This is a genomic window from Nocardiopsis sp. iso_40 (genome assembly GCF_056173285.1).
Map to the genome: position 1 here is coordinate 753647 of NZ_CM149666.1, position 12366 is coordinate 766012.

Sequence of the window (12366 nt, forward strand, 5' to 3'; positions counted from 1 at the left end):
GTGGGTGCCCGGATGAGTACCGAAGCGAACGCGGCGCCGCGCCTGGCCGTCCTCGGCAGCGTGAACATGGACCTGGTGGCCTACGTGGACGAGGTGCCGGACGGCGGTGAGACCGTCACCGGCACCGGCTTCCGGCAGGTTCCCGGCGGCAAGGGCGCCAACCAGGCGGTGGCGGCCGCGCGGGCCGGGGCCGAGGTGGCCTTCCTCGGCGCTGTCGGTGACGACGCCTTCGGCAGCGAACTGCGTGCCAACCTGGCCCGGAGCGGGATCGACGCCACCGGACTGCGCACGGTCCCCGGGGTGTCCGGGATCGCGCACATCGTCGTGGACGGCCACGGCGGCAACCGCATCATCGTCGTTCCCGGTGCCAACGGCGAGGCCGGCGTGGCCGAGGGCGACGAGGCTCTGGTGAGCGGAGCCGCGGCCCTGCTGCTCCAGCTGGAGCTGCCGATGGCCGCGGTGGTGGCCGGTGCCCGTCTGGGCCGGGGCCTGGGCGTACCGGTCTATCTGACGCCCGCCCCCGCCCGGGAGCTGCCCGAGGAGCTCCTGGAGAACGTGGACGTCCTGGTCCCGAACCAGCACGAGGCCGCCGCGATCACCGGGCACACCGAACCGCGCGCCGCTCTGGCGGCGCTGCTGGAGAGGGTTCCCGAGGTGCTGCTGACGCTCGGCGAGGACGGGTCGCTGTACGGGCGCCGGGGCGAGGAGCCGGTCCACGTTCCGGCGCGTCGGGTGGAGGCGGTGGACACCACGGCGGCTGGCGACACCTTCTGCGGTTCGTTCGCGGTCGCCAGGGCGGAGGGACGGACTCCGCGTGCGGCGATGGAGTTCGCCGCGGCCGCTGCCGCGATCTCCGTGGGACGGCACGGAGCCAGCTCGTCGATGGCCTCGCGGGACGAGGTCGAGGCCCTGCTCAGGGGCTGAGGCGCGGGACCGCCGTGCGTGGTCGGGCACGTGCTCTGGGCGGTGCGCTCAGGGCGTGTGTCCGATCTGCTCGAGGAACGGCGCGGGGTCCTGGTTCTGGAGGCGGACCTCCAGCACGATGTCGACGGTGTCGCCGACGATGCGGCCGCCCCAGGGCGTGCCGCCACCGTCGCCGACCCCGAAGTCGGCCAGGCTGATCTGGGTCGTGGCGGAGAAGAAGTGGCCGTGGGTGTCGTCCGGGGAGCCCAGGTCGGGAGCCTCACCGACCCACTCGGAGTTCAGGACGACGGGCACGGTCGTGCCGTGCAGTTCGAGGTCGCCGTGCAGGCGGAAGGAGTTCTGTCTCCTGACCGGCTCGACCCCGGTGGAGGTGAAGCGGATCCGGGGGTGGTGGTCCACGTCCAGGAAGTCGGCGGAGCGCAGGTGCGCGTCGCGGGCGTTGACCCCGGTGTTGAGGCTCGCCGCGTCGATGACGACCTCCACCGAGGACCGCGTGGGGTCCTGGGCCACGTGGACCTGCCCCTCGGCCTGTCCGAAGGCGCCCTGGACCCGGCCGAAGCGCAGGTAGTGGGCGACGAAGATCAGACTGGAGTGCAACGGGTCGAGGTGCCAGGTACCGGTGCCCGGGCCGAATCCCGTCGGAGCGGATGTCATGGGTGATAACTCCCTTTTGCCCGATATAAGACATTGGTCAGCACACTTTAGGTCCGCCCCCTGACCACGACCCGGGGTTCCGCTCCGACCTGCGGAGAGACATTCGACTCGCCTTCACCGAGAAGCCCCCGGAACCGCCTCTGGCAGGGCGGATCACCCCTCGCCGGAGGGCCTCGGACAGCCAGGGGGATTTCGGTCACGGTCGGGCCCGGCCACCCCGGCCGCAAGGACACGAGGCCGGCGGACGCACGAGGGGAGGGCCGGGGCGGTGCGCCCCGGCCCTCCCGGGTCCGGCCGGTCGGCGGGCCCGTGCGGCCCGTCCCGGTGCGCTACATGTGCTCGGGCGATTCCACGCCGAGCAGGTCCAGCCCCTGGACCAGCACGCGCAGTGCCACGGAGACCAGTGCCAGCCGCGACTCGCGCTCGGCGTCGGTCCCGGCGGTCAGCACCGGGCAGTGCTCGTAGAAGACCGTGAGGCTCTGCGCCAGCTCGAACAGGTACGTGGCCAGGCGGTGCGGCTGGAGGAGGTCGCCGACCTGCGCCACCACGGCACCGAAGCCCAGCAGCTTGAGCGCGAGCTCGCGCTCGGCGTCCTCGGACACGGTGATCCGGCCGTCGATCCGCTGCGGGTCCACCCCGCCCTTGCGGAAGATGGACCGGATCCGGGCCTGCGCGTACTGCAGGTACGGCCCGGTGTTGCCGGTCAGCGCCAGCATGCGGTCGAAGTCGAAGACGTACTCGGTGTCGTGCGAGACCGACAGGTCCGCGTACTTCACCGCGCCGATGCCGACCTTGTAGGCGATCTCCGCCTGGCTCTCGGCGTCCAGGTCGGGGCGGTTCTGGGCGACCACGGTCGCGGCCCGCTCGACCGCCTCGCCCAGCAGCGCCATCAGCCGGACCGGCGCGCCGCTGCGGGTGCGCAGGATCTTGCCGTCGCTGCCCAGCACGTTGCCGATCTGCACGTGCGTGGTCTCCACGCACTCCGGCAGCCACCCGGCCTTGCGGGCGGTGGCCCAGACCATCTTGAAGTGCATGGCCTGCGGGGCGCCGACCACGTACAGGATGCGGTCGGCCTTGAGGTCGTCCACCCGGTACCGGACGGTCGCCAGGTCCGTGGTGGCGTAGCCGTAGCCGCCGTCGCTCTTGCGGATGATCAGCGGGACCGGCTTGTCCTCGCGGCCGGTGAAGCCCTCCAGGAACACGCACAGGGCGCCGTCGCTGACCTCGGCGATGCCCTTGGCCTCCAGCTCCTCGCACACGTCGGCGAGCATCGCGTTGTAGCTGCTCTCACCGGCCAGGGCCTCGTCGTCGAGGGTCACACCGAGCTTGGCGTACACCTTGTTGAAGTAGACCCTGGACAGGCCCACCAGCTTGCGCCACAGGCGCAGCGTCTCCTCGTCGCCGCTCTGCAGGGCGACCACCCGGCGGCGCGCACGGGCGGCGAAGTCGTCCGGGTCCTCCCCGGCGGAGTCGAACTTGGTCCGGGCCGCCTGGTAGAAGGCGTTCGGGTCGGTGGTGAGCAGGTCGGCCTCGGCGGACTCCTCACCGACCTCCAGCAGGTGCTCGATGAGCATGCCGAAGGGGGTGCCCCAGTCACCGATGTGGTTCTGCCGGATGACGTTGTGGCCCAGGAACTCCAGGGTCCGGGCCAGGGAGTCGCCGACCACCGTGGTGCGCAGGTGCCCGACGTGCATCTCCTTGGCCACGTTGGGTGCGGAGTAGTCGAGCGGGATGTTCAGGCGCTCCTGCACGGGCACGCCCACGCGGGGGTCGTCGAGGAGCTGGCGGGTCTGGTCGGCGATCCAGTCCTCGCGCAGTGTGAGGTTGATGAAGCCCGGACCGCTGACCTCGACGTCACGGCAGACGTCGGACACGTCGAGGTGCTCCATGATCGCCGCGGAGACCTCGCGGGGCTTTCGGCCCAGGCGCTTGGCGAGCGCGAGTGCGGCGTTCGCCTGGTAGTCAGCGAACTGGGACGGGCGGATGACGGGGTCGGTGTCGGCGAACTCGGGACCGAAGGCGGCGCCGAGAGCGGACTGGACCCGTCGCGAGAGTACTTCCTGCGGGTCGGCCATGGTGCCAAGCCTACCGACCGGCCGTGCCCTTCCCGCCAGTCGTTTACCGGGCGGCACCGCTCCCGTACGGGGCCGTGGCGGCCGGATATCTTCTTCCGATGAGTGATCCGTGGCAGCCGGGGACCGCAGGGCTGCTGAGGCTGCCCTCGGGCCGAGTCGTCCGCGGCCGGGGGCTGGGGTACCCGCTGCCGGAGGGTCCCCGGCCCCAGTTCGCCCTGTACCTGTTGGGCCACGAGCCGCCGACGTTCCCCTGGACGTACCGCTGGGTGCGCTGGGAGGACTTCGGCCTGCCCGCCGACGCCGCCGACGCCGGGGACCGGCTCCGCCAGGCCCTGGACCGGGCCGGGCGGGAACGGGTGGAACTGGCCTGCCTTGGCGGTCGCGGCCGTACCGGGACGGCACTGTCCTGTCTGGCGGTGCTGGACGGGCTCCCCGCCGGGGAAGCCGTGTCCTACGTGCGCGAGCACTACTCCCCGCACGCGGTGGAGACCCCGGAGCAGGAGGCCTACGTGGGCGCCTTCACACCCTGACCGGGGGTCCCGGTCAGCGGTCCTCGCCGCGGCGGTGCAGCCAGTTCGGGGAGCGGGGGTGCACCCTCCGGCGGATCTGGTCGACCAGGCGGCCGCCCGACAGGTCGTGGGCGAGCTGGCAGGCGTGCGCGATGCCCTCGGTGCGGCTGTCGCCGTGCGCGATGACCACCGTGCCGGTCAGGCCGAGCAGGGCGGCGCCGCCGTAGGTCTCGCTGTCGAACCGCTCGCGCAGCCTCCTCAGGGCGCCGCGCTGGAGCAGCGCGCCCGCCTTGGCCGCGGTGGACGAGGTGAGCGCCTCCCTGACGGCGTCCATGGTGAAGGCGGCGGTCCCCTCGATGGTCTTGAGGGCCACGTTGCCGCTGTGTCCGTCGGTGACGACCACGTCGACCTTCCCGGAGAGCAGGTCGTGCCCCTCGATGTTGCCGCGGAAGTCCATGGTCTCGGAGCCCTCCGCGGCGCCGGCGAGCAGTTCACCGGCCCTGCGGATCAGCTTGTTCCCCTTGCCCGGCTCCGAACCGATGTTGAGCATGCCCACCCGGGGCCGCTCCACGCCGAAGGCGGTCTGCGCGTAGGCACAGCCCAGGTGCGCGAACTGGACCAGCATCTCCGGTTTGGCGTCGGCGTTGGCCCCGGCGTCCACCATGATGGTGGGCACCCTTCCGGTGGGAAGGGTCACGGCCAGGGCCGGGCGCAGCACGCCCGGCTGGGTGCGCAGCCGGACCGTGGAGGTGGCCACGATCCCGCCGGTGGACCCGGCGGAGACCAGCGCGTGGGCGTCGCCCCGGCGGATCAGCCGACAGGCCACAGCGGCGCTGGAGCGGGGGCGCCGCCAACTGGCCAGGGCCCCTTCGTGCATCGCGATGTCGTCCTCGGCGTGGACCACCGGGACGTCGCGCAGCGCACCCTGCTCGGCGAGTATCGCGGCGATCTCGGTCCGCCGCCCCACGAGCAGGACGCGCAGGCCCAGCTCGCGCACGGCCCTGACGGCACCGTGCACGATCTCCTGGGGGGCGTTGTCGCCGCCCATGGCGTCCACCGCGATGATCGGCGGTGACGTGCGCGGGGCCGGGGCGTCCGCGTCGGGAGTGCCAGTCACTGCTTCCTCACACGGTCGGTCGGTGTTGGTGGGCGGGGTCCGCGGGGCGGGGTAGTGTGGGCCGTTCGCGCGCTTTCGGGTGGGTTTGCGGCAGGGGCGGGCGAGCCCCGCCGGGCCGCACTGGATGGTGTGGTGACACGCTATCGGGTCGCCCCCGCTCCGCCTGCGGACGGCACGTTCCCGCGCCCGCCTGCGCCCATGCGAGGATACTTGCAGTATGTCCAGGTCAGGGCTGGATATTGCGCAAGGTGGGTACAAATCCCCTAGTAGGGGTATATCCGCTCGCTGGCTCGGTCGCCCGAAAGGCCCCGAGCGCAGACGACAACCGAATTTTCATCCCACGGTGGTCCCCCGGTACCCGTATGCCGGAACCGCCGGATCAGGGCTGCCCTCCTCCCAGGGGAGGCCCCTGTTGAACCAGCAGGAGAGGAGAGGCGTGAGCGTTACGCCTGACGTGGCACAGTCCCCGTCCGCCGGACGTCGGTTTCGTGCCTACACGACGAAACACCTTGACGAGCTCACGGCGCGAGCCGGTCTCGCGGCTGACGAGCAGCTCGCGGTCAAGGCGGTGGCCCATGTGCTTCCGTTCCGGGTCAACAGCTACGTCATCGATGAGCTGATCGACTGGGACGCCGCTCCCGACGATCCGATCTACCGTCTGGTCTTCCCCCAGGCGGACATGCTGCCCCAGCACGACGTCTCCAGGATCGCCGACCTGCTGTCCGCGGGCGCGGGGCGCAAGGAGCTGAACGAGGCCGCCAACCAGGTCCGGGCCAAGCTCAACCCGCACCCCGCGGGCCAGATGGACCTCAACGTGCCCACCTCGGGCAACGAGGAGCCCATCCCGGGGATCCAGCACAAGTACAAGGAGACGGTGCTCTTCTTCCCGAAGCAGGGGCAGACGTGTCACGCGTACTGCACCTACTGCTTCCGCTGGGCGCAGTTCGTCGGCGACGCCGACCTGAAGTTCGCCTCCGGTGAGATCGACCAGATGGTCGACTACGTGCGCTCGCACCCCGAGGTCACCAGCGTCCTGTTCACCGGTGGCGACCCGATGATCATGGGTGAGGGGGTCATCTCCCGCTACATCGAGCCGCTGTTGGAGATCGAGCACCTGGAGGCCATCCGGATCGGGACCAAGGCGCTGGCCTACTGGCCGCAGCGCTTCACCACCGACCCGGACGCGGACGACACGCTCCGTCTGTTCGAGAAGGTCGTGGCCTCGGGCAAGAACCTCGCGTTCATGGCCCACTTCTCGCACCCGAACGAGATGAACTCCGAGCTCGTGCAGGACGCCGTGCGCCGGATCCGCGCCACGGGGGCGGTCATCCGCACCCAGGCACCGCTGATCCGCACGATCAACGACGACTCGGCCACCTGGGAGAGCATGTGGCGGACGCACCTGCGCCACGGCATGGTGCCCTACTACATGTTCGTCGAGCGCGACACCGGCCCGCAGGACTACTTCGCGGTGCCGCTGGCCGAGGCCTACGACATCTTCCGCGGCGCCTACCAGCGGGTCTCGGGTCTGGCCCGGACCGTGCGGGGTCCGTCGATGTCGGCGACGCCGGGCAAGGTGTGCGTGGACGGTGTGACGGAGATCTTGGGAGAGAAGGTCTTCGTCCTGCACTTCATCCAGGCGCGTGACCCGGAGCTGGTCGGCAAGCCCTTCTTCGCCAAGTACGACGAGAAGGCCGCCTGGCTGTTCGACCTGAAGCCGGCGCTGGGCGCCACCCACTTCCCGTGGGAGCAGGCCCCGGTCGGCGACAACGGCCTGGTCGACCCCACCCGCCTCTAGGGCGGGCCGCCGCCGGGGGAGGAGGAGCGAGCCGCCGGCGGCGGGGGCCGCGAAGCGGCCGGCAGTAACGGGCGGAGCCCGGCACCTGGTGGGTGCCGGGCTCCGCTCGTGTCCGCTCCGTGGACGGAAACAGGCCGCCGCGGGACGGGAGTGGACCGCGAGGCCCGACGGATCGGACACGTTTCCTGGGCTGGTCTGTCGGTGGGGGGAGGTGCCCAGGGGGCAGGGGAGGGGGCGCGGGGTCAGTCCAGGAGGGCGTCGAAGTCGCCGGTCTTGGCGCCGCGGACGAAGGCCCTGATCTCCGCCGGCGTGTACACGAGCGCTGGACCCTCGGGGTCACGCGAGTTGCGGACGGCGATGTCTCCTCCGGGAAGCGTGGCGACCTCCACGCAGTTCCCGTCCGGATTGCTCCAACTGCTCTTGGTCCATGCGACCTTCAACCGGTCCGCGGGGACGCCGTTGTAGATCGGGTGCATCTCAACCTCCTGGAACTTCGGGGACGTGTGAGCGGGGTCCACGAGCGGCTCCAGTGCGCCGTACTCGTCGGGCTGGACCATTCTGACCTTCGCCCGCCGTGTCCCAGGGCGGGCAGGGTCGTGCACGATTGATCCGTTCGTCCCCGTGCAAAACCAAAGCGTAGTGCATGCACGTGCATACGTGCTTGCATCAGTAAGTTCTCGCGGGTTGGCCGAGGGTGAACCGACGGTGGAACCGCATGTCACGCCTAACGTTTCGGGGGCCCCGGCGGTTCAGCGTTCCAGGATCGTTTCCCAGTCGTGGCCGAATGCGGACATGCCGACGGCCCCGAGGGCACGCAGGGAGTCCGCGGCCTCGCCCGGGGTCGCCGGTTCGGCCCGGGGCGGTGCGGGACCGGTGGCGGGGGCGCGTCCCGGCGGGCGGGGGCGGAGACCGCCCGGGGCCTCGCGGTCAGGCCCGGTAGCGCTCGAGGAAGCCTTCGAGGATCTTCTCGGTGGAGCCCGGCATGGGGGCCTGGGTGGCGAGGTGGTCCATGGTCTGCGCGTAGCGGCTGGTGTCGTCGAACTTGTCGAAGTAGAGCGCGCTGCTCAGCTGCTCCAGGTAGACCACGTCGGGCAGCTGGGGGGTCGGGAAGCGCAGGATGCTGAACGGGCCGCCGGCGGCGGGGTGGCCGCCCATGGCGAACGTGGCGATCTGGATGGTGATGTTGGGGCGGCGGGACATCTCCAGGAGGTGTTCGATCTGGTCGCGCATCACCTCGGCGTCGCCGTAGGGCCGGTGCAGGACCGCCTCGTCTATGACCGCCCACAGGCGCGGCGGATCGCTCTCGGGCGAGGTGAAGCGCAGCTGTCGGCGCATGCGCATGTTCACGCGGCTGTCCACCTCCTCGTCGGAGGTGGCCGTGCGCGAGAGTTTGATGACCGACCTGGCGTACCCCTCGGTCTGGAGCAGCCCGGGCACGAACTGCACCTCGAAGGTACGGATGACCGACGCGGCCTCCTCCAGGCCCACGTAGACGCCGAACCACTGGGGGAGCACGTCGCCGTACTTGTGCCACCACCCCTGGGCGTTGGCGCTGGAGATCATTCCGACCAGGGCCTCGCGCTGCTCGGGATCGTCCACTCCGTACAGTTTCAGCAGGTCGTCGACGTCCCGGTGCTTGAAACTGACCTGGCCCAGCTCCATGCGGCTGATCTTGGCGTGGGAGGCCCGGATCGCGTATCCGGCGTCGTGCCGGGAAATGCCCTTCTCCTTGCGCAGGCGGCGCAGCTGGGTGCCGAGCAGAATGCGCAGCACGGTGGGGCCACCACTGGAATTGGCGAGGAAATCCTGCGTGACCTGGTGGTTCGGCATGGGGTCGGCGACCACTTCGCCTCCCTGGAGTGGTATTGGCGCGAGCGACCGCTCAGTATACCGATGTGGTTCTTCCGCGCCAGGCCCGGATCCGGCCCGGGAAGCGGGGAAGTGTGCCAACCGGAATCGCCGGTGAGCGGGGGGCGAATTCTTCGTGAGGGGCCTACCGAAAGCAGGACAGAGTCCTATAGTCTTGCCGAACGTTGATCTGCACGTGCATCTGTGGCTTACGTATGTAACTAACGGGGCATAGCGGACAGGCAGGCGTGAACTCGAGGGTTTCCACGCGAGGAGAGAGATGAACACAGAGCTGATGCTCTCGGAGCTCGACGCCGGGGCATCCTGGAACCACCCCCTCCCGGTGCAGGCGCCCGGAGGGGCGTCGGCCGGGCGCTGGGACCCCTCGCTCGGACGGCTGGGGATCGGGGAGTGCGCGCGTACCCTCGACGCCGCGGCCGCCTCCTACCGCGCGGTGCCGGACTCGGTCCGCTCCGCGCGTGAGTTCGGTGTCGAGAGCCTGTTCGCGTGGCGGATGCCGGAGCTGGCGGAGAACCTCCGGCTCGTCGTCTCCGAACTGGTCGGCAACGCCTGCAGGCACGCGGTCTCGGCCGAAGGCCCCGAGCGCACCCGCATCACCCTCCAACTGAGACCCCTGCCCGAACAGGGCACCGTGGTGTGCATGGTCGCCGACCCCAGCCCGCGGGGCCCGGTCCGGGTCGACGCGCACCATTTCGCGGAATCCGGCCGCGGGCTCAGCCTGATCGCCGCTTTCAGTCGGGAATGGGGCTGGGGCCCCGCCCTCGGGCACGGAAAGGTCGTGTGGGCGGTCTGCGCTTCTGATCCGCTCTGACGGATCCCCGATCCCCGGAGGAGGGGTTGTTCCCGTGACTCGGACCGGTGGTGGAGTCCGCCGGGCCGAGTAGGCTGTCAAGGCATGTCGGCATTTGGCCGACGGCGGCAGAGAAACCCCCCGACCCCGAGCCCGGGAGTAAGGCGTGGCCGTACTGGATCCGGACCAGGAACGCTTCCGGTGCGACGGTATGACCGTCGTACACCTGAAGGGCGAAATCGATATCGCCACGGCCGAGGGCGTGTTCACCCGGCTGGCCTCGGCCGCACTCGACAACTGCACCGTCGTCGACCTGTCCGCGGTGGAATTCATCGACGCCTCGGGCGTCAACGCGCTGGTCGGTGCGGTCCGGTCCGCCACCGGCGCCCAGAACCACCTCCTGTTCGCGAGTCCGCCCCGGCAACTGCTCCGGATCCTGGACGTACTCGACCTGCACGGTGTGCTGCCGACCCACCACGACACCGCGGCCGCCTGCACCGCACACCGCACCGACCACGCGGTGCACTGAGGGTGCGCTGAGTTCGGAGCGCGCCGCTCCCCCGGACACCCGAGTGCCGTGGGCGCCCCGGGAACACGGACGGGGCGCGCCGGGCGGGGACGTACCCCGCACCCGACACGCCCCGCACGCCGGGGGACGCGGGCCCGGCCTACTCCACGGTCACGCTCTTGGCGAGGTTTCGCGGCTGGTCCACGTCGTTGCCCTTGGCCAGGGCGAGCTCGCAGGCGAACACCTGCATGGGGATCGTCGAGACGATCGGCTGCAGCAGGGTCGGCACCGCCGGGATCTCGATGAGCACGTCCGAGTACGGCCGCACCGCCTCGTCGCCCTCCTCGGCGATCACGATGGTGCGGGCGCCGCGGGCGCGCACCTCCTGGATGTTCGACACGATCTTGTCGTGCAGCACGCTGCGCCCCTTGGGCGAGGGCACCACGACGACCACCGGCAGGCCCTCCTCGATCAGCGCGATCGGCCCGTGCTTGAGCTCGCCCGCGGCGAACGCCTCGGCGTGCATGTACGCCAGCTCCTTGAGCTTGAGCGCGCCCTCCATCGCCACCGGGTAACCCACGTGGCGGCCGAGGAACAGCACGGTGTCCGCGTCGGCCAGCGAACGGGCCAGCTCCCGGACGGGCTCGACCGTGCCCAGGACCCTCTCGACCTGCTCCGGCATGGTGGCCAGCTGCGCGATCACGGCGTTGATCTCGTCGCCGAACTTCATCCCGCGCACCTGGGCCAGGTACAGGCCGACCAGGTAGCAGGCGGCCAGCTGGGTGAGGAAGGTCTTGGTGGCGGCCACCCCGACCTCCGGTCCGGCGTGCGTGTACAGCACACCGTCGGACTCACGCGGGATCGTGGACCCGTTGACGTTGCAGATCGCCAGTACGCGTGCGCGCTGCTCGCGGGCGTAGCGGACCGCCATCAGGGTGTCCATGCTCTCGCCGGACTGCGAGATCGCGATGACCAGGGTCTGCTGGTCCAGGATCGGGTCGCGGTAGCGGAACTCGCTGGCGACCTCCACCTCGCAGGGGACCCGGCACCAGTGCTCGATCGCGTACTTGGCGATCAGACCCGCGTGGTAGGAGGTACCGCAGGCGATGATGACGACCTTCTCGACCGACCGCAGTTCCGCCGGGGTCAGCCGCATCTCGTCCAGGGAGAGCTGCCCCTCGACCGAGACCCGGCCCAGGAGGGTGTCGGCGACGGCCTTCGGCTGCTCGACGATCTCCTTGAGCATGAAGTAGTCGAAGCCGTCCTTCTCCGCCGCGGAGGCGTCCCAGTCGACGTGGTACTCGCGCACGTCCACGGGGTTGCCGTCGTAGTCGGTGACGACCACGGAGTCGGCGCGCAGCTCGACGACCTGGTCCTGGCCGAGCTCTACCGCGTCACGGGTGTGGGCGATGAACGCCGCCACGTCGCTGGCCAGGAAGTTCTCGCCCGTACCGCGGCCGACGACCAGCGGTGAGTTGCGGCGGGCCGCGACGACCAGGCCGGGGTCGTCGACGGAGATGGCGACCAGGGTGAAGGCGCCCTCCAGGCGCTTGCACACGTCGCGCATCGCCCCGGCGAGGTCACCGTCGCCGCGCCGGTCCAGCTCGGTGCTGAGCAGGTGGGAGGCGACCTCGGTGTCGGTCTCGGAGAGGAACTTGCAGCCCTGCTCCTCCAGTTCGAGCCGCAGGGCGGCGAAGTTCTCGATGATGCCGTTGTGGACCACCGCGACGCGGTGGTCGTTGTCGACGTGGGGATGGGCGTTCACGTCGTTGGGCGCGCCGTGCGTGGCCCAACGGGTGTGGCCGATCCCGGCGCCGTCACCGGAGACCGGACTCCTCTCCAGGGCCTGGCGCAGGTTGGCGAGCTTGCCCGCCCGCTTCTGTGAGCGCAGGGTTCCCTCGCCCAGCACAGCGATACCCGCGGAGTCATATCCGCGGTACTCCAACCTCGCGAGGCCGTCAACGACAACCTCAAGCGCCGGTTGCGGCCCGACGTAGCCAACGATTCCGCACATGGCCGCCAGCGTAAGCGAAAAGTCGTGTCGAATCGACCAACCAGTGCCCCATACCACTGGTTGTTTTCCCAGGTGGCGGTATAGACCATTTGGTGCATCGGGACCAGA

At 70.4% G+C, this 12366-nt stretch carries 11 protein-coding genes; 5 read left to right on the forward strand and 6 right to left on the reverse strand.

All coding sequences use genetic code 11. The features are described 5' to 3' along the window. The first annotated feature begins 12 nt into the window (after positions 1-12). A complete protein-coding gene (locus tag AC0VYD_RS03240; RefSeq protein WP_475478523.1) occupies positions 13-924 on the forward strand; it encodes a ribokinase in 912 nt (303 codons plus the stop codon). A 48-nt stretch (positions 925-972) separates the two neighbouring features. Here the strand turns inward: AC0VYD_RS03240 and AC0VYD_RS03245 are convergent, their stop codons facing one another. Both AC0VYD_RS03245 and argS read right to left on the reverse strand, forming a co-directional pair. Then, complete coding sequence (locus tag AC0VYD_RS03245; protein WP_475478524.1) at positions 973-1578, reverse strand: YceI family protein; 606 nt, start codon at positions 1576-1578, stop codon at positions 973-975. Between the two features lie 329 nt (positions 1579-1907). Further along, on the reverse strand, positions 1908-3653 hold the full coding sequence (gene argS, locus AC0VYD_RS03250) for an arginine--tRNA ligase (RefSeq protein WP_475478525.1): 1746 nt from the start codon (positions 3651-3653) through the stop codon (positions 1908-1910). Positions 3654-3751: 98 nt separating this feature from the next. Here argS and AC0VYD_RS03255 point away from each other — a divergent pair, with 98 nt between their 5' ends. Beyond that, entirely contained in the window at positions 3752-4183 is a 432-nt protein-coding gene (locus AC0VYD_RS03255; protein ID WP_475478526.1) for a protein-tyrosine phosphatase family protein, read from the forward strand. 13 nt (positions 4184-4196) lie between these two features. Here AC0VYD_RS03255 and plsX read toward each other — a convergent pair whose 3' ends face one another. Next, entirely contained in the window at positions 4197-5279 is a 1083-nt protein-coding gene (plsX, locus tag AC0VYD_RS03260) for a phosphate acyltransferase PlsX (RefSeq protein ID WP_475478527.1), read from the reverse strand. A 454-nt stretch (positions 5280-5733) separates the two neighbouring features. Here plsX and AC0VYD_RS03265 point away from each other — a divergent pair, with 454 nt between their 5' ends. After that, positions 5734-7077, forward strand: coding sequence for a KamA family radical SAM protein (locus tag AC0VYD_RS03265; protein ID WP_191269104.1), 1344 nt, complete (start codon positions 5734-5736; stop codon positions 7075-7077). A 242-nt stretch (positions 7078-7319) separates the two neighbouring features. Here AC0VYD_RS03265 and AC0VYD_RS03270 read toward each other — a convergent pair whose 3' ends face one another. Further along, entirely contained in the window at positions 7320-7553 is a 234-nt protein-coding gene (locus tag AC0VYD_RS03270; RefSeq protein ID WP_191268812.1) for a DUF397 domain-containing protein, read from the reverse strand. Between the two features lie 451 nt (positions 7554-8004). After that, on the reverse strand, positions 8005-8907 hold the full coding sequence (locus AC0VYD_RS03275) for a helix-turn-helix domain-containing protein (RefSeq protein WP_475480165.1): 903 nt from the start codon (positions 8905-8907) through the stop codon (positions 8005-8007). Between the two features lie 298 nt (positions 8908-9205). Between AC0VYD_RS03275 and AC0VYD_RS03280 the strand changes: the two genes are divergently transcribed. Next, complete coding sequence (locus tag AC0VYD_RS03280; RefSeq protein WP_475478528.1) at positions 9206-9757, forward strand: ATP-binding protein; 552 nt, start codon at positions 9206-9208, stop codon at positions 9755-9757. A gap of 145 nt (positions 9758-9902) precedes the next feature. After that, entirely contained in the window at positions 9903-10265 is a 363-nt protein-coding gene (locus tag AC0VYD_RS03285; protein ID WP_452540999.1) for an STAS domain-containing protein, read from the forward strand. Between the two features lie 139 nt (positions 10266-10404). Here the strand turns inward: AC0VYD_RS03285 and glmS are convergent, their stop codons facing one another. Then, the gene (glmS, locus tag AC0VYD_RS03290) at positions 10405-12258 is read right to left on the reverse strand and encodes a glutamine--fructose-6-phosphate transaminase (isomerizing) (RefSeq protein WP_475478529.1); all 1854 of its coding nucleotides are present in this window, start codon (positions 12256-12258) and stop codon (positions 10405-10407) included. Positions 12259-12366: the final 108 nt, after the last annotated feature.